Origin of the sequence: Nostoc sp., assembly GCF_036917635.1 — a bacterium.
Lineage (GTDB): Bacteria > Cyanobacteriota > Cyanobacteriia > Cyanobacteriales > Nostocaceae > Nostoc.
In genome coordinates this window covers 261,981-278,927 of record NZ_JBALCW010000094.1, presented here as the reverse complement: position 1 = coordinate 278,927, position 16,947 = coordinate 261,981, and the positions used below count along the sequence as shown (strand labels likewise).

25 protein-coding genes are annotated in these 16,947 nt (G+C 41.0%); 8 read left to right on the top strand and 17 right to left on the bottom strand.

Annotation, left to right across the window (positions count from 1 at the left end; all coding sequences use genetic code 11):
* Positions 1-79 precede the first annotated feature (79 nt).
* From V7K32_RS22845 to V7K32_RS22795, 11 genes are all read right to left on the bottom strand, one after another.
* Entirely contained in the window at positions 80-1,027 is a 948-nt protein-coding gene (locus tag V7K32_RS22845) for a F0F1 ATP synthase subunit gamma (RefSeq protein ID WP_334996205.1), read from the bottom strand.
* 97 nt (positions 1,028-1,124) lie between these two features.
* A complete protein-coding gene (gene atpA, locus V7K32_RS22840) occupies positions 1,125-2,645 on the bottom strand; it encodes a F0F1 ATP synthase subunit alpha (RefSeq protein WP_334996203.1) in 1,521 nt (506 codons plus the stop codon).
* Between the two features lie 189 nt (positions 2,646-2,834).
* Positions 2,835-3,389 (bottom strand): ATP synthase F1 subunit delta, encoded by a 555-nt coding sequence (atpH, locus tag V7K32_RS22835; protein WP_012411165.1) that lies wholly within the window; start codon positions 3,387-3,389, stop codon positions 2,835-2,837.
* Positions 3,386-3,958, bottom strand: coding sequence for a F0F1 ATP synthase subunit B (locus tag V7K32_RS22830; RefSeq protein WP_334996188.1), 573 nt, complete (start codon positions 3,956-3,958; stop codon positions 3,386-3,388). The genes atpH and V7K32_RS22830 overlap by 4 nt, the downstream gene beginning before the upstream one ends.
* A 189-nt stretch (positions 3,959-4,147) precedes the next feature.
* On the bottom strand, positions 4,148-4,579 hold the full coding sequence (locus V7K32_RS22825; RefSeq protein WP_334996186.1) for a F0F1 ATP synthase subunit B': 432 nt from the start codon (positions 4,577-4,579) through the stop codon (positions 4,148-4,150).
* Positions 4,580-4,838: 259 nt separating this feature from the next.
* Positions 4,839-5,084: an ATP synthase F0 subunit C gene (atpE, locus tag V7K32_RS22820; RefSeq protein ID WP_251959337.1), complete on the bottom strand. Its 246-nt coding sequence runs from the start codon at positions 5,082-5,084 to the stop codon at positions 4,839-4,841.
* Between the two features lie 131 nt (positions 5,085-5,215).
* Positions 5,216-5,977, bottom strand: a complete 762-nt coding sequence (gene atpB, locus V7K32_RS22815; RefSeq protein WP_334996184.1) for a F0F1 ATP synthase subunit A — start codon at positions 5,975-5,977, stop codon at positions 5,216-5,218.
* A gap of 60 nt (positions 5,978-6,037) precedes the next feature.
* A complete protein-coding gene (locus V7K32_RS22810) occupies positions 6,038-6,478 on the bottom strand; it encodes an ATP synthase subunit I (RefSeq protein ID WP_118167295.1) in 441 nt (146 codons plus the stop codon).
* Positions 6,479-7,009: 531 nt separating this feature from the next.
* A complete protein-coding gene (locus V7K32_RS22805) occupies positions 7,010-8,212 on the bottom strand; it encodes a class I SAM-dependent methyltransferase (RefSeq protein ID WP_334996182.1) in 1,203 nt (400 codons plus the stop codon).
* A gap of 82 nt (positions 8,213-8,294) precedes the next feature.
* Entirely contained in the window at positions 8,295-8,624 is a 330-nt protein-coding gene (locus V7K32_RS22800; RefSeq protein ID WP_334996180.1) for a XisI protein, read from the bottom strand.
* Positions 8,612-9,028: a XisH family protein gene (locus tag V7K32_RS22795; protein ID WP_334996178.1), complete on the bottom strand. Its 417-nt coding sequence runs from the start codon at positions 9,026-9,028 to the stop codon at positions 8,612-8,614. The genes V7K32_RS22800 and V7K32_RS22795 overlap by 13 nt, the downstream gene beginning before the upstream one ends.
* A 452-nt stretch (positions 9,029-9,480) precedes the next feature.
* On the opposite strand from V7K32_RS22795, the gene V7K32_RS22790 reads away from it, so the two are divergent.
* The 6 genes from V7K32_RS22790 to V7K32_RS22765 all read left to right on the top strand — a co-directional run bounded on the left by V7K32_RS22790 (position 9,481) and on the right by V7K32_RS22765 (position 13,144).
* Positions 9,481-9,828 carry a hypothetical protein gene (locus tag V7K32_RS22790; RefSeq protein ID WP_334996176.1) on the top strand — a complete coding sequence of 116 codons (348 nt, stop codon included), beginning with the start codon at positions 9,481-9,483 and terminating at the stop codon, positions 9,826-9,828.
* A gap of 166 nt (positions 9,829-9,994) precedes the next feature.
* Positions 9,995-10,168, top strand: a complete 174-nt coding sequence (locus tag V7K32_RS22785; RefSeq protein ID WP_334996174.1) for a hypothetical protein — start codon at positions 9,995-9,997, stop codon at positions 10,166-10,168.
* Positions 10,169-10,178: 10 nt separating this feature from the next.
* A complete protein-coding gene (locus V7K32_RS22780; protein WP_334996172.1) occupies positions 10,179-10,727 on the top strand; it encodes a PP2C family serine/threonine-protein phosphatase in 549 nt (182 codons plus the stop codon).
* A gap of 228 nt (positions 10,728-10,955) precedes the next feature.
* Entirely contained in the window at positions 10,956-12,272 is a 1,317-nt protein-coding gene (locus V7K32_RS22775; RefSeq protein ID WP_334996170.1) for a helix-hairpin-helix domain-containing protein, read from the top strand.
* Positions 12,273-12,370: 98 nt separating this feature from the next.
* Positions 12,371-12,688: a hypothetical protein gene (locus tag V7K32_RS22770; protein WP_334996168.1), complete on the top strand. Its 318-nt coding sequence runs from the start codon at positions 12,371-12,373 to the stop codon at positions 12,686-12,688.
* 15 nt (positions 12,689-12,703) lie between these two features.
* Positions 12,704-13,144, top strand: coding sequence for a PDZ domain-containing protein (locus tag V7K32_RS22765; RefSeq protein WP_334996166.1), 441 nt, complete (start codon positions 12,704-12,706; stop codon positions 13,142-13,144).
* Here V7K32_RS22765 and V7K32_RS22760 read toward each other — a convergent pair.
* Together V7K32_RS22760 and V7K32_RS22755 are read right to left on the bottom strand one after the other, a co-directional pair.
* Entirely contained in the window at positions 13,113-13,538 is a 426-nt protein-coding gene (locus tag V7K32_RS22760; protein WP_334996164.1) for a type II toxin-antitoxin system VapC family toxin, read from the bottom strand. The genes V7K32_RS22765 and V7K32_RS22760 overlap by 32 nt on opposite strands.
* A gap of 5 nt (positions 13,539-13,543) precedes the next feature.
* On the bottom strand, positions 13,544-13,885 hold the full coding sequence (locus V7K32_RS22755) for a type II toxin-antitoxin system HicB family antitoxin (RefSeq protein ID WP_334996162.1): 342 nt from the start codon (positions 13,883-13,885) through the stop codon (positions 13,544-13,546).
* A 148-nt stretch (positions 13,886-14,033) separates the two neighbouring features.
* On the opposite strand from V7K32_RS22755, the gene V7K32_RS22750 reads away from it, so the two are divergent.
* Complete coding sequence (locus V7K32_RS22750; protein WP_334996160.1) at positions 14,034-14,333, top strand: ribonuclease domain-containing protein; 300 nt, start codon at positions 14,034-14,036, stop codon at positions 14,331-14,333.
* 35 nt (positions 14,334-14,368) lie between these two features.
* Positions 14,369-14,752, top strand: a complete 384-nt coding sequence (locus tag V7K32_RS22745) for a barstar family protein (RefSeq protein WP_334996158.1) — start codon at positions 14,369-14,371, stop codon at positions 14,750-14,752.
* Positions 14,753-15,014: 262 nt separating this feature from the next.
* Here V7K32_RS22745 and V7K32_RS22735 read toward each other — a convergent pair whose 3' ends face one another.
* From V7K32_RS22735 to V7K32_RS22720, 4 genes are all read right to left on the bottom strand, one after another.
* Positions 15,015-15,350, bottom strand: coding sequence for a helix-turn-helix domain-containing protein (locus V7K32_RS22735; RefSeq protein WP_334996156.1), 336 nt, complete (start codon positions 15,348-15,350; stop codon positions 15,015-15,017).
* A 4-nt stretch (positions 15,351-15,354) separates the two neighbouring features.
* Positions 15,355-15,660: a BrnT family toxin gene (locus V7K32_RS22730; protein WP_334996154.1), complete on the bottom strand. Its 306-nt coding sequence runs from the start codon at positions 15,658-15,660 to the stop codon at positions 15,355-15,357.
* A 144-nt stretch (positions 15,661-15,804) separates the two neighbouring features.
* A complete protein-coding gene (locus V7K32_RS22725; protein ID WP_334996152.1) occupies positions 15,805-16,185 on the bottom strand; it encodes a type II toxin-antitoxin system HicB family antitoxin in 381 nt (126 codons plus the stop codon).
* 200 nt (positions 16,186-16,385) lie between these two features.
* Positions 16,386-16,916 carry a hypothetical protein gene (locus tag V7K32_RS22720; protein WP_334996150.1) on the bottom strand — a complete coding sequence of 177 codons (531 nt, stop codon included), beginning with the start codon at positions 16,914-16,916 and terminating at the stop codon, positions 16,386-16,388.
* Positions 16,917-16,947: the final 31 nt, after the last annotated feature.

Below are 16,947 nucleotides of genomic sequence, written 5' to 3'. Positions count from 1 at the left end.
CATTACTGAAAATAGCCAATTGCTAATTTTGAAACAACTAGCAATTGGCTATTTGCCGCGATCCACAACAAGTATTTTTCTAAGTTAGTGCTTCAGCACCACCAACAACCTCTAGGAGTTCTTGGGTAATTGCAGCTTGTCGGGCTTTGTTGTAAGACAGCGTGAGGGTGTTAATCAGTTCACCGGCATTCTCGCTGGCATTACTCATGGCTGTCATCCGGGCTGCTAGTTCACTAGCCGCCGATTCTTGCAGCGCTCGCAATAGCTGGTTACTGAGATACAGGGGCAACAGAGAATCGAGAATCTGCACTGGATCTTGCTCGAAAATCATGTCAGGAGCCAACGCGCGGACTTGGCTAGCCACTTTCTCGCGTTCGACTTCAAATTTACCGCCACGGGTTGTCAAGCGGAAAATTTCATCATCGGCTGCTTCTAGACCTTGCGGATCGAGGGGTAGTAAGGTTTGCACCACAGGACGGGAGCTAACTAAGGAAAGGAATCTGGTGTAGATTAATTCGATGCGGTCTACTTCTTCGGAAAGGAACAAGGAAAGTAGTTGGTCGGCAATCTGATTCGCTTCTGCTGCGGTAGGGATTTGCTCTAAGCCGCTGTAAGTAGCATCAATGGGCTGATCGCGGCGTTGAAAGTACTGGGTTGCTTTGCGTCCAACTAACACAAATTGATAGTTTAAACCTTCTGCCTTAATTTCCTTGGCGCGGTTTTCTGCACGACGGATAACGTTATTATTGTAGCCGCCGCATAGACCGCGATCGCCTGAAATTACCAATAGCCCGACTGACTTAACTTCCCGTTTTCTCAGCAGTGGTAGGTTTGCTTCTTCAAACCGCAGACGGCTTTGCAAACCATATAATACTTGTGCCAAGCGATCGGCAAAGGGGCGAGTCGCTAGCACTTGTTCTTGCGCCCGACGCACTCTAGCTGCCGCTACGAGGCGCATGGCTTCTGTGATTTTTTTGGTGTTTTTGACCGACTGAATGCGATCGCGTATTGCTTTTAGATTGGCCATATTCTTAAGTTCTGAGTTACGAGTTAGGAGTTAGGAGTTAAGAGTTAGGAGTGTTTCATTAACTTTTAACTCTTAACTCTTCACTTCTAACTTGGAATTACGCTGCTGCTTTGAAGGTCTTCTTGTATTCGGTAAGTGCTTCCTTCAAGGCAGCTTCTTCTGCGTCACCTAGTGCTTTGGAGGCTTTTACTCCTTCGGCATACTGGGTTGTACCAGTCTTTAAGTACTCGCGCAGACCTTGGGTAAAGGTTGTCACTTTATCTACAGGAACGTCATCTAAATAACCATTGATACCAGCATATAGAATTGCTACTTGCTCGTATACCGAGAGTGGCGAATTTTGTGGCTGCTTCAGGAGTTCGCGTAACCGTTGACCCCGTGCCAACTGGTCTTGGGTGGCTTTATCTAAGTCAGAAGCAAATTGAGCGAAGGCTTGCAGGTCGTCAAATTGGGCTAGTTCCAATTTAATCTTACCGGCAACTTTTTTCATTGCCTTGGTTTGCGCCGCAGAACCCACGCGCGATACAGAAATACCGGGGTTCACAGCCGGACGGATACCAGCGTTGAACAAGTCAGAAGATAGGAATATCTGACCATCGGTAATGGAAATTACGTTGGTGGGGATGTATGCTGAAACGTCACCAGCTTGGGTTTCGATAATTGGTAGGGCGGTCATACTGCCTTTACCTAATTCGTCACTTAGCTTGGCGGCTCTTTCTAGCAAGCGGGAGTGAATGTAGAATACATCTCCAGGGTAAGCTTCGCGTCCGGGTGGACGACGCAGCAGTAGTGACATTTGGCGATAAGCTTGGGCTTGCTTGGAGAGATCATCATAAATTACCAGGGTAGCTTTGCCTTTGTACATAAAGTACTCAGCAATAGTTGCGCCTGTGTAAGGAGCTAGGTATTGTAGTGTTGCTGGTTCACTGGCACTAGCAAAGACGACGACGGTGTAATCCATCGCGCCTTTTTCTTGCAATGTCTGCACCACGTTAGCGACGGTAGAAGCTTTTTGACCGATGGCAACGTAGACACAAATTACATCTTCTCCTTTTTGGTTGATGATGGTGTCGATTGCGATCGCAGTTTTACCGGTTTGGCGATCGCCGATAATCAATTCCCGTTGACCACGACCGATAGGAATCATTGAGTCAATAGCTGTGATACCCGTTTGCATGGGTTCGTGTACTGACCGACGAGCAATGATACCTGGTGCTGGGGATTCAATTAAACGGCTTTCTGAGGATTTGACATCTCCCTTACCATCGATGGGAAGACCCAAAGCGTTTACAACTCGTCCAATTAAGGCTTCGCCTACTGGAATCTGAGCAATTTTACCGGTAGCGGTTACAGAACTACCTTCTTGAATTTCTAGCCCTTCACCCATTAGCACCGCGCCCACGTTGTCTTCTTCTAAGTTTTGGGCGATGCCAATTGTGCCATCTTCAAATTCTAAGAGTTCCCCAGCCATAGCCTTTTCCAGACCATATATCCGGGCAATACCGTCACCTACTTGTAGGACGGTACCAACGTTAGCAACTTTGACCTCTTGATCGTATTGCTCGATTTGTTGTTGGATAATGCTGCTAATTTCGTCAGGTCTAATTGATATGCTCATGTGTCTATCTTTTTTGCTTTCGAGACTGAAAAATTCAAGAGTTAAGAGTGATAAGTTAAGAGTGAGGAGTTAAGAGGGATGAGTTAAAAAAGCAAAGCTTAAAAGTTAAAATTCAAGATAAATTACTATTTACTTAACTCCTAACTCCTAACTCCTAACTCCTAACTTCTAACTCCTAATCCTAACTTTCTAGCTATTAGTTAAGCGCAATGAAAGGCGACGCAATTGACCCCGGATACTGGCATCAATTACCTGCGAACCTACTTTAATGATTACACCACCAATTAACTCGCTGTCTACCTTGGTTTCTAGTTCTACCTGGCGAGCATTACTGATGGCAATGACCTTTTGGATGATTGCCTGCTGTTGAGCTTCTGTGAGGGGAACGGCTGAAATTACTTCCGCTAATACGGTTTGATTCAGCTGCCGCAACAGCGCCAGATATTGTTGAAAAATAGATTCCAAGAATGCAATGCGGCGTTTGTCTACTAGGATCAACAAAAAGTTGCGTAAGTAGGGGTTAGAGCCTTCACCGAGTATTTGTTTGATGAGAGCTTTTTTGTTCTCAGCCTGAATAAACGGGTTGCTGAAGAAGTTGTGTAGCTGTTTGTCTGCTCTTAACAGTCCCAGGAAAGTCCGCGCATCTTCCCCGAACTCTTCTGTCAAATTTTTCGATTGCGCTATTGACAAAAGTGCCTGTGCGTAGGGTTGGGCTACTTCGGCTGCCGCTACCTGACTTGTCATACATTGCCTCCCAGTTGTGCGATGCTGCGGTCAATTAAACTTTGTTGAGCATCGTCGGCAATCCCGCCTTTGAGTTGCGATTCGACTTTTTGCAATGCTAGTGTAGCAACTCGCTGCCGTAGTTGAGCGCTCGCTCGCTCTGTTTCGGTGTTCAAATCTGCTGCTGCTGTTTGTTTCAAGCGTTCTACGTCTTGCACTGCCTTCGCCAACAAGCCTTCTTTCGCCTTTTGGGCGTTTTCTGTGGCTGATTGGCGGATGCGTTCTGCTTCTGCCTGAGATTGCTTCAACTGCTCTTGCGCTTTGGAAAGGGCAATCTTCGCCTCTTTTAAGCGCCCTTCTGCTTCCTGAATTGCGGTAGCAATATTGGATTGTCGCTCGTTCAGGATATTGCTTAAAACTTTACGTCCGAAGTAGAATAATATGCCAACCAGAATCGCTAGATTAATCAGGTTGGTTTCAAAAATGTCTAGGTTTAGACCGAAACCACCTTCTGCTGCGCCTTCTGCCAATTCAGAGTGAACAGCGTTCGCTTCTGCGGCAACTAATAAGAATGTCCCCATGATACCCATTTACAAGTGCGCTGCTCGCTTGCTAATACGTTAGTATTTTCCCCAAGGGAAATTAAGTATCTTTTCCCCGAAGGGAAATTTAAGTATCTTTCCCCAGATGGGAAAAAGTGCCTTTTTTGACACTTAAATTTTGCGCTCTGGACTAGGGACCAGTTGCGCGTATGCTTTTGCAGAACCAGTCTAGTTAGCTTATCTAACTGGAGTTGGCCCCAATATTTTTTCCAGAATCTGCCTGCTTAGAGCATCAACTTGTTGCTCTAAGCTGCGAAAAGCTTCTTGCTTTTGTTGTTCTATTTCAACAGAGGCTTGCTCTCTTTGAGTCTGAGCTTCTTTTTGGGCTTCGGCTATTTTTTCGGCAGTAATTTTCTTAGCTTCAAGTTGAGCGGCTTCTACGGTAGCTTGCGATTGTCTGCGAGCGTCTGCGAGTTGCTGCTCATATTCGGTAGCCAAGCGCTCGGCTTTAGCCAAGCTTTCTTGCGCCTCAAGGGTATTCGTTCGGATATAATTATCGCGATCGTCTAGTACCTTGGTCAGTGGCTTATAGAAAATTGCATTCAACAATGCTGCTAATAGCAAGAATTGCAATGCCATGAAGGGCAAGGTAGCATCGAAATCAAACATTTGTCTCCTCTTTGGCTGGAGTAGCAGTTTTCATGGCTAGCAACGTCATCCAACCTTTCATATTTTAGAGACCCATAGCCAACAAGGGTCAAGGGGTTTTCAATTTTAGATTTGAGATTTTAGAGGGGGCATACTCAGGGGCATAGACCGAAAACTCTTGATCATCCAAAACCAAAATCTAAAATTTGTAGATGCTGAAAATATTTTGATTGTAGAGGCGTGATGGTTCACGTCTCCACACTCACAAAAATTTTAGGTATTAGCTGAAGGGGTTAGCAAACAGCAATACCAGGGCAATTACTAGACCATAGATAGTCAAGGATTCCATGAATGCCAAGGTTAATAGCAGAGTACCGCGAATTTTTCCTTCTGCTTCAGGTTGACGAGCAATACCTTCTACTGCTTGTCCAGCAGCGTTTCCTTGACCGATACCAGGGCCAATTGCAGCTAAACCAATCGCTAAAGCAGCAGCGAGAACTGAAGCAGCCTGAACTAATGGATCCATGTTGATTTTCCTTGCTTTGATTACAAAACTAACAGACATTACGTTAACGATTAGAAAACGTGGTTTTCACGCTTGCTTTGCGATGTTTTGAGCAAAAATGCTCTTTTTGACTGTGCTATCAACTGAGAAGTTTAATGCTCCTCATGTTCTTCTTCACCATGTCCCTCCATGGCCTCATGAATGTATGCTCCGGCTAGGGTGGCAAAAACCAGGGCTTGAATTGCACTGGTAAATAAACCCAAGGCCATTACAGGCAGAGGTACAAATAGAGGAACTAGCAGCACCAACACCGCTACAACCAATTCATCCGCCAAAATATTACCAAATAGTCGGAAACTTAGGGAGAGGGGTTTGGTGAAATCTTCAAGAATTGCGATCGGCAATAAAATCGGTGTTGGCTCTATATATTTCTTAAAGTAGCCTAAACCTCGCTTGCTAAAACCTGCGTAAAAGTACGCTAAGGATGTTAGCAGTGCCAATGCAACAGTCGTATTGATGTCATTGGTGGGGGCTGCCAATTCGCCCGAAGGTAGCTTGATGAGCTTCCAGGGAATTAGCGCTCCTGACCAGTTCGATACGAAAATGAACAAGAACAATGTGCCAATAAATGGCACCCAAGGGCGGTACTCTTTCTCACCAAGTTGGTTTTTGGCCAAATCACGAATAAATTCTAGGGCATATTCCATCAAATTCTGGATGCCCTGGGGAATTCTTTGTGCATTGCGAGTAGCTGCGATTGAAGCCACTACTAGAATACTAATCACAAACCATGAGGTGAGAAAAACTTGCCCATGAATTTTAAGATTGCCCAATTGCCAGTAGAAGTGATGGCCTACTTCTAATGCGGCGAGGGGAAAAGAATTAAAGGCGTTTAAGACACTAAGCATTTGCATTCTTCAAGCATTTTCCCCAACGAGCGAGGATGGGATTACTATCTTTGTGAGCCTGACTTTTTAAGAATCAGGAATGAACGCAATTTGCACCATATAGACGAGGAGCGTGGCTTTGTAAGTTAGAAATCCCAAAAAAATGGGCAGAATCTGTAGCTCACGCCATTGAGTTGCCACGATCATCACTCCAATGAACAGAGCAAAACGAGTTTTGCTCAGGCTGGTTTTCTCACTACCAAGCTGCTCAACGTCTCTAGCCAACATTTTTAAGTAAACCACACCTGTACACGCCCCAATTAAATAATTTAGGGCAATGTTTAAGGAATAAAAAATCCACACAGAGATAAAAATAACCCCCGTCAAGACAAGCGTGATTACCAACAATCGCTGGAAGAGTTGATGGAACTCTTGCATGGAGTTACCTGATTCTGTGTCTCCAGAACCAGTTTTAGCATCTTGTTGCGTTGTCGGAGTGGGCGCAATTGATTCGTCTGACAAGCTCACGGGACTTGAAACCAGTACAGTTAAATATGATGACTGCACATTCAGTCAGCTGAATCATATCACGATCCGGTAACAATACTTTAGGAAAAAACAATTAACTTCTTGTCAACATCAGGCAGTCAGTAAAATCGCGCTCACAGAAGCGAGAGAGCGGCTGATCGTGTGAGGGAGCGTGTAGGTGAATAATCAATAAATGTTGCCTGAAAATTCAAAATTTCTTCCAATTTCAGTTTTTTTGAGTGAATAATTATCCTCCAAAGTTTGAATTAAGTTGGTGTCAATAAAATCAACTGGTGCAATTCTGGTATGGTATGAACGTACCGCAAATCAGAAATCGTAGAGTAGCGGCAAGCCATTAAAGATCGCACCACTGCTGAATTCCAGAAAGCTCCAACTTTTGGGATGTACAATACCCTGTTTCTTAGGCACTTTCTTAATTTACATTAATTTGCCAAAAGTGGTGATGGGCGATCGCTCATCACCATAAGTATAAATTTACAAATCTTAACCCAGGAGCAAAATCTAGTGTAATTAAGCAGGTGTCAATAAAATCAGCTGCTGCTGAAGAAGCGTTCTTACCGCATCCAATCCCAGTTGCAGACCTGCCAAAATATCTGCCACTGTTGAATTAGCATCACACTTTTGCATAAATTCAAACTCTAGTACAGATAAATTAACAATTTGGTAATCGTAATTAAAGAAACATTGGCTGGGGAATCCTTCAATACAAGGATTAAGTTCAGGAATTGCTGCTAGTAGGGCGTTATCGTCTGACCAGTCGGACTTGATGAAGGGAGGACGACCGAGAAAAAACTCATAATGAGTTACTTCTGGATCTAGTAATTCTATCAGACGGTAAAGCTGGCGTTGGCTTTGCCCGCCGCAGGCATCGCTCAATTGTTTTGCCCGTTCTAATAACTCCGGTGCTTTGCCTAAAAGTCTCTCCAAATCCCAGAAACTCGGATTCGAGAAACCAATAAACTCCAACCCCGAAGCATCTATTAATTCAAACAGCGTCTCAATGTTGTAGTCAATTTCTTGAGGATGAACGTACATATCCGCAAAGTATTCATCTTTGTTGTTTTCTAATGACCAACGCTGTTTATCGGATTTGACAATTCGGTTATTTTCTGGTAAAGAAGCAAATATTTGTCGCCCGACTTGGACACCATCGCGGTAGTCGCCTTTTTTGTCACCTTGAAGAAGTGCGATCGCTTTTTGCATGAGTTGAATTTCCCAGCGTCCCAACTCCCCATACACAAAAATGTGCATCAAACCGCCTGGGGCTAACTTTTTCGCCAAAGCTTGAATACCACCAATGGGATCGAGTGTATGGTGCAAAACGCCAACGCAGTTGATTAAATCAAACTCACCCGGTAACTGTTCCACATCAAACAAGCTGAGATGATGAAACTCAACGCGGTTAGCCCCGGAACGCTGACAACGTTCTTTTGCTACAGCCAAAGCGCCAGTACTGAGGTCAATTCCCACAACAGAAGCCTGGGGGTTGAGGTGAACCAAGTACTCTGTACTCACACCAGTACCGCAACCTGCATCTAAAATACGAATATCTTGCCTTTGGGGTTTTTGGCCTGTACAGAAGTTATAAGCGGCTAGCCAATTCCAGCGCCAGTTATAGCCGGGAGGTGGTTCATCCAACAAGGCTTCCGGCGGAAAGGGATATGTGTTGTAGAGTTTGGCAACAGCAGCACTAACAGTTTGGGAATCGGACATGATCAGGAATAACGCAGTATTTCTGAGTTTAGCGGATAGTGGATGATCGGGGCAAAGATTACTATTGCTTATTTCTTGCTACTTATCCAACAGCAAAGTCAGTAAATTCGCGTTTATAAGGAGCGTGAAATCCTAATACAATATCTTCTTTAGGTACACCAGCAGCAATTAATTCATTAGCGATACCGATTTCTGTACCATCTCTTTGTATCCAAAATTTTGTGTCTTTGATATCAACATGAATAATGACTCCATAAATTCTCCGTTGTTCTTTCCAGCCAATATTTAAGACTTGATAATGATGGCGTTCTGCGTCAAACAACAATTGAACTTCTGAGCCATTAGCCACGTCATTAGCAGAATGGTTACTTAAAATATCTTGAATTATTTGAGAGTAATTTATTCCTTCCATAAAACAACGTCCTGACTTAAGGAATTAAATATTAAAAGTTTAATTTGATATTCTTTTAAAGAATCTTGAATAAATTGACGTGAGAAAAAGTCTTGGTATGTATCTTGGCTAATAGCTAGATATAAAATGCGTTCTGGTTGTTCTTTTTTTAATGCTAGCCGATAATTCAGGGTTTGACCTAAAGCGAGATGAAATTCCGTTACTTCAGATGCACCTACAAATGATTTAACTTCTACAGCTATTTTTTGACCTTGTTTTTGTGCTGCTAATAGTCTTTCTGCTCCTAAATCCACAAAAAATTCAATGTCATCAACTTTCAGATGCAGTGGATCATGGGTAATTATCCAACCATCTTTTTCTAAAGCAGTGCGGACAGACTGATGAAATATATCTTTAGATGGCATAGGGAAATGGATAGGTATCGTAGAGTTTTGAATACCGTACTTAATTCAACTACAGGTGAGAACAGTGAGAATTCTTTTAGTTGCATTCAATCTCACTACACTTGGATGATAACCCTTAGTCTATCTGGTTTTTGCCTTAACCGAACCGTATTGCCCTACTTTCTATTGAGTGCGATGTCTGACGACAAGGCTAGCGCCAACGCTCTTTTTTAGTCTAAAGTCCAGTTTTAAACCGAAGTTAATTTATTTTTAAGTAGATATTTATTTTTATAACATATTAGTTTTTTAAAAAAGCTATATGCTAATTTTACACTTGTCCAATAATTAACTTGGTTAAACAAATAGTAGAACGAGAGTTTGACCATTTACCATTAGGATAACTAATCTCCATGAAAAATTTTTTTGGTTTGCTTATTGTTAGTTCGAGTTTACTCTTGGGTTATTTTGTACCCATGGAAGAATCCGCTATCGCTCAACAAACTTGCCCCAATATCAGCGGTTTTTGGCAAAGAGCAGATGGCACTATTTGGAATTTTACCCAAAACCGTTGCACTTTAGGGGGTACGATAACCAATGCCCCTGCTTTGGTTCATACAATCAGTGGTGTGTTCTTTGATAATCGCACTGCTGACGCTGTTGTAAGTCGTACCGGTCTTTCAACTGGTTGTCAGACAAAGATGTATACTACACTTACTGTTCTTAGTGTGCCAAATCTTATCAGAATTAACACATATTCAACAGACGGTAAATGCGATCTACCGCAGAATTTTACTGAAGACTATGTTTACACAAAACTTTAATTAATTGTCGGTTAACAGATTGTTTGTCGCTTTAACTGTTTGACATCATAAAAAGAGAAAAGCATACGATCTAAGCGACTCAATACCCCATAATTCCCTCAATATCCCGTAGCGCATGATGTAGCACGGGGTTTATTTTTGGTGGTTGGGTGTACAGGGTGCTGATATGAATATACTCAAACAAATTTCCCCACCTAAACGTCCACCAGTTACGCTAAATGGCTTAGATTTTCGTGAGTTGTTTGTCTGGCTTTCTGCTTCGATGAAACGGGTTTCTAGTGGCAAAGTGGGACAGGCTGTAGCTTTATCGGCTGTGGGATGGGATCAAATTACTAGTTAGGGGAAATTTTGTGAATTGGAAAGCTGTTGCGCGTTTTGCGATCGGAACAAGTCATCTAAACCAGGGGATACTTTGTCAAGATTATGGAAATTATCTCATATTTGATGATGTGATTGTAGGCGCGGTTGCTGATGGTGCTGGTAGTGCAAAACATTCTGATGTTGGTTCTAAGTTGGCTGTAGAAACGGTACTCAAATGCTTTTCTGATATTAATGAATCTCCTCAGAAGGAAGCTTTTTCTCAACCACTGTCCAAAGAAGAAGCTGAGGAAGTTTTTGGTAAGATTATGAACCAGGTTATTACAGAATTACAGAAGCAAGCAGACGAAGAAAATTATTCTGTCAATGATTTAGCTTGTACGTTGTTGGTTTTCGTGGCTACTCCTGACTGGGTTGCAGCTATGCAAATTGGGGATGGATTTATTGTAATGCGTTCCCAAGAGTCAGAATATCAACTGTTGTTTCAGCCAGATAAAGGTGAGTTTGCCAATGAAACAACTTTTATCACCTCAAAAAATGCAATAAATGAGATGCAGGTAGAGGTGATTCCCGAAAAATAAGAGTTTATTTGTGCTTCTACTGATGGGCTGGAAAAAGTAGTAATTCGTTTGAGCGACTGGAAACCTTTCTCACCTTTCTTTAAACCTTTAGAGGAATACTTGCATGAAAGTGTTGCTCCAAAAGAGGATAAATATCTAACGGAATTCCTCAACTCTGAGCGGCTAAATTCTCGTACTGACGATGATAAAACTTTGCTTTTATGTCTTTTTAATAAAGAGTAAAATTCGATGAAAGTTCTCACCTGTGCTAGTACGGCAAAATCAATTACTTTGCTTGGTGAACCGATAGCTGATAGTGGTGAGGGTAAGGTTTGGCGAACTAATCACAATGGTTACTTAGCAAAAATTTACCACTTGCAAATTCCTGAGCGTGTGCAAAAGTTGGCGGTGATGATAGCGCACCGACCCAAAGAGCCAAACTCTCACCTCAATCATATTTCTTTTGCTTGGCCTAAGTCGGTACTGAAAGATGTTCAGGGTGATTGTGTGGGTTTTTTGATGCCGGAAATCAAGGAAGCAAAAGAACTTATTCATGTATACAATCCCAGCAAAAGAAAGGCTTTAAAACTTGATGTTGATTGGCGTTTTCTCCACACAACAGCGCTGAATATCGCCTCAATTATTGAAGCAATTCACATTTCTGGCTATGTTTTGGGTGACATCAAGCAGCAAAATATTCTTGTTAACGATCGCGCCTTACCTTCAATTATTGATACTGATTCCTTTCAGGTTCGGAATCCGGTAAATGGCAAGATTTATCGTTGTCCAGTTGGTTCACAAGATTATACACCACCGGAACTGATTGATAAAGATTTTTCTAGCATCGATCAAACAGAAGTACACGATCGCTTCCGGTTAGCAGTCATTATCTATCAGTTGTTGCTTGGTGAAACTCCTTTTGCGGGAAAGTGGATAGGCGCGGGTGGAACTCCAGAAACTAATGAACTTATCCGTCAGGGTTTATGGCTGTATGCACCAAACAGTTTGATTCAACCTGTAGAAAGGACAATTCCGCTTGAGATTGTTCACCCAGAGGTTCAGCGATGTTTTCTCAGATGTTTTAATGATGGTTATAAAAATCCTAACTTGCGCCCAACTGCTGGGGATTGGGTAAAGGCGCTCAGACTGGCTGTTAATGAGTTAACTATCTGTGGAAAGTTAGACAGCCACTATTATAGCCGAACTTATGGTAAGTGTTATTGGTGCGATCGTTCTACAAAACTTGGTGTTGATATATTTCCTGGCTTTGCTAGACCAAAACAACAATCTGCTGTTGTTAAATTAACATCACAACATAAAGCTTTTACCGCAGATAAAATTATACAAATAGTTCTGCAACAAGAGCAAAGAATAAGTGTAATAAACCGCGTCTATCTTGAAACCTGTAGTTCTTCGATGATGAAAAGAATTTGCCCTCATTCCCCAACCCCGAATCCCTCTCTCTGGGATTCGGGGAGCCAGAATTTCAAAGTCCCTCTCCCATATCTGGGAGAGGGATTTAGGGTGAGGGCAAAAACTACGGTTCTCAACTTAGATGAGGTTTAGTTAGAGTAATAAGTACACTCACTAGTAAAAAAAGTATTTTTAAAAGTGCTGTTGTAAACAGCGTTTCTTTATCTATAAATTCTCTTCATGCGAAAATATTGACAATTAATACAACTGCAAATAATAATACACCTCAACAGTTGTCTACTACAAACCCGATTCAAAATTATGCTCAAGTTATTATTATTTTAGTTTTATCCTCATTAGCGTTAGGTTCACTTGTGAATTTTGCTGCTAATAGTCTATTTTCTCCCTCTAACAATTCTATTTCTGCAAAAGATGAGCGGCAGGAATTAACTCAATCTAAATTGAGAGAAATAGGCAATAGTAAAATTGAAAAATATATAATCGGCATTGGTATTTCATTTCAATTTGATAAAAAAACTAAAATACCAACAGTTACTAATATCTTTTAAAAATCTCCAGCAAGATTGGGAAATCTTAAGGTTGGCGATCAAATCTTGGAAGTAAATGGCATATCGACATCAAAAATGAGTGTGACAGATGTAGCTAATTTGATGGAAGGAGATGTAAATACTACTGTCTTCTTACTGATTAGACGTTCAGGTTTCAGAGATAAAGAAGCAATGCTGATTAGGGAAAATTTCATCAATACTAACGTCGATAAACACTATGTAAAGCGTTGTTCAGCCCATTTTGAATTAAAAGACTATAGTGATGCAGTAGATGACTGTAACGAAGCAGTTAAGATAAATCCCAATAATGACAAAGCCTACTATTGGCGGGGTCTTAGTCATATTATGAATAGAAATAAATATCAAGGAGTGGAAGATTTACGAAAAGCTGCAAGCTTAGGACACAAAAGAGCGAAGGAAATCCTCAAGAATTCCAATTTTCTAAACGAAAATTAGGAACTTTCTCAAAATCCTTCCGGTTGCGGGTTACTAAAATCGCATTCACTGATAGCGTAATTGCCGCAATGCGTAAATCTTGTGTGCCAATGCGAATATTATGCTTAACTAACTCAGCATAAACACTACAAGCTTGAGTATTAAATTTAAGTAATTGTATATTTTTTAAATATTCTATTTCATCCCATAACCCCTTGTATGCCCAGATTAATTTGTCATACTTAGAAGGCTGATTATTATATTTATTGATAACATTCAGCCATCCTTTAACTTTCTCCTCGAATGTAATCACTGTTATGGCTAAATTTTCAGGATTCTGCTGTCTTATGCGTTGCGTGACTAGTGGATGAGTATTTTGAAATAAGGACAAATGATCTGTATCTAATATCCACATAATACTCACTTTGTCTCATTGTCTAAGTCAACTTGACTCCGTTCAGCTTCTATGTATTCCAGCACCTCAGCAAAAAGAGGGTTATCTTTGTGCATTCCAGCGAATTTCATCCAAGGATGTTGGGTTTGGGGAAGTTCAATTTCCAAAGTTACTATTTCTGGTTTTCGCTCTTGTAAAAGTTGAATTAGTTTGTCTAGTGCTTCTTCTTTAGTCGCACCAAAGCTTTTAATATCTGGTAAGCTTAGCACTGTAGCACTAACTTCGCTATCTTGTTGATTTTCAATCAGCACATCATAAGTTAACTTAGGTACAGTTGTTGGAGAGGTAATTTTTACAGCTAAATTCATAATATTTTTAACCTTGAAATTTTATACTGATTATAACATTACTCAGTAACCAAGTAATCTGTATATAATATCCACACAACACTTACTTTGTCTCATTCTCAAAATCAAGTTCACGGCGTTAAACTTCTATATATCCTTCAGCTAGTGGTTGAGAAAATCAAAGAAAGTATTTATAAGGAGTGTAATACCACAAGTTGAACTTAGTAAATTACCTCCAGAAGTTCAAACTACTATCAATCTTATTTCCGTAGGCGGTTCTTACCCTCATAGCAAAGATGGCATTGTATTCAAAAACCTTGAAGGATTACTGCCACCACAACCGCAAGGATACTACAGAGAGTACACAGTACCAACTCCCGGAGCAACAGACAGAGGTAGCCGCCGTCTGATTACTGGGCAAAATGATGAAATTTACTATACAGATAATCACTACAATAGCTTTCAATAAGTCATTTATTAGTCGTGATAAGTAAGAAAAAATACATGAGCGAATTTATAAATGTTTCGTCAATAGATGTAAAACAAGGTATACATAAAACAGTGGAACAAATAGCCGCAGAACCAGGAACTAAAGTTTTTTATCTTGATGGTAAAAAAATTAATAGCAAAGAAACATTTTTAAGTAAAGCTGCTGAAGCAATGCAATTTCCTACATACTTTGGTGCTAACTGGGACGCTTTTGATGAATGTATCACCGATTTAACATGGTGTCCGGCCCAGAGATACATCATATTGTATGACCATGCTGATATATTTGCTCAAGCTGAACCGACACAGTACCAAATAGCATTAGATATTTTAAATTCAGCCAAAAAATACTGGGAAGCTAATAATATAACTCTGAAATTTTTTACTATAAACAAATAAGTAAATTTAGCCTTGAGAAAAATTAAGATATAGTCCAATCTTCTAAACACAAATTAGGCACTTTTTCAAAATCCTTGCGGTTGCGAGTAACCAAAATCCCATTCGCTGACAGCGTAATTGCCGCAATGATTTTCATAGCTAAAAAGTTCTCATTTTAATTGGAGTCGGAACTTTCATAGCGATTTGTATGTGCTTCTCAAACCTTTTTACCAACCCAACATAGCGTTGATTTTTTCGTGCGCCTAAAAATCTATTTTGAAAATTAGTGCGGGGTAAACTGCAATGCCTCATAAATAGCTTGAGGATTGGCAGCAATAACCTTGAGGTAAGCCTGTGCGGTTTGGTCGGGTTCAGTGCGTCCCTGCTCCCAATCACGCAAAGTGCCAAGCGGAATATGATAACGCGCCGAAAATTCCTCCTGCGTCAATTTCAAGGCGCGCCGCATGGTTTTAACACGGGGAACACGTCTGGCGTTGCGTAATTCAGCTTCTGTCATGGGGCGGGCATCAGGGTCGCTAATAGCCGCAGCGTGAATTTCTTCTTCTGTCATGGGACGCATGGGCTGCTCTGGAAAGGGTCTTTCACTACCGTCAGGCAACACTTCAACCGCCGTTCCATCCTTGTGCATTCTCGCGGTAATAATCGTTTCTTTCATGCTTTTCTGCTTTTCTGGCTGATATTAAACGGATACGCTCTCCCCGTTCGGTATAGGTTACATGAAGTAGTACCCCGTCACACATACCCATCAGGTTGATGCGCTCTTCCCCATAATTTTCACGATCATCAAAACGTTCTACCGCAAAAGGGTCGTCAAACGCTTTGATTGCCTGATGGAAGCTGACACCATGCTTTTGAGAGTTAGCAATTGCCTTGTCATTATCCCATTCAAAATTATCCCCATCCTTCATAAGGTACGGAATACCAGTAGTTTTGTCAACTCTCTACTGTAAATCAAAGCATGGCACAACGGATTATTTCTGAATGAAAAACACAGGGGGCTGGCTGGTAATTGCCTCTCTTGAAAAAGTGAGATATGATCAGTATCCATAAACTCACTTAGCTTCATTCTCCACATCGAGTTGCTGGTAATATTCCTCCATTTGTGCATCAAGTTCACGGCGATATTCTTCTATATATCCCAGCATCTCGTCAAATTGCGGATCATCTTTGAACATTCCCGCAAATTTCATCCAAGGGTTTTCTACTTTGGGTGCTTCAATTTCTAAAGTCACAATTTTGGCTGTTTCTAATCGAGTTTGCAAACTTTGACTGACTTTTTTTATTGCTTCCGTTTCCGTATTTCCTAAGCCTTGACAGTCTGGTAAACCTAGCAATGTTGCTTTAATTGTGCCGTCTGGTTGGTTTTCAATCAGCACATCATAAGTTAACTTAGGTACAGTTGTTATAGAAGTACTTTTTACAGCTAAATTCATAATATTTTGATATTTAAAGTTTGATATTAATTATAACATTTAGGTCAATTTAGCCTTGAGACAAATTAAGATCACTGACTTGGTTAATTTGTGGTTTGATTTTTATCATATTGTCTTTTGCGATCGCACCAATGATTGTTAGTGGTTGCGTGCCTTTATTTACTGAAAATGCTTATGTAAATTCCCGGCTACACAAGTAATCAAAGGTCGCATTGATTAGTTTGGCAATATCTGGCATTTTTTATAAAATCTTGCAACTTATTCAAGGGAATTATCTGAAATGATGTGCCATGCTGTACCGCCGCAGTGATGTAAGCAAACTTTTGTCCGCTATAAAATTGGTCACGTCCAACTTTGGTGACATACTGAGACTTCTGGAAGTCATTAGCAATATTAGAATTATAAATATTTTGTAACAGTTTTACCGCTTTGGCATTTTTTGTGGTGAATTTGAGGCTTGAGTCACCACTAACGGTTATGCTTTCTTTGGTCACTGTCCCATTTTCTTTGGTGACATCAGCATAAAAGTATAAATTTCCCTTTGTACCATCATAGCCGTGAGCTTCGCTGTTATATCTCAAAGCTGGTAATTGCGATCGCGTTTTCGCCCACTTCACAACGGTGCTAATATTCTGTTCTGGAAGCGCATTTGCCGGAGTGACAGCTAAAATAACTGCGATCGCAGACAGAGTAGCATTAAGTAAATAGTTAAATTTAGAACTTTTGTGCATCGTATTTTCCGGTTAAAGAATCCTGAGAGCA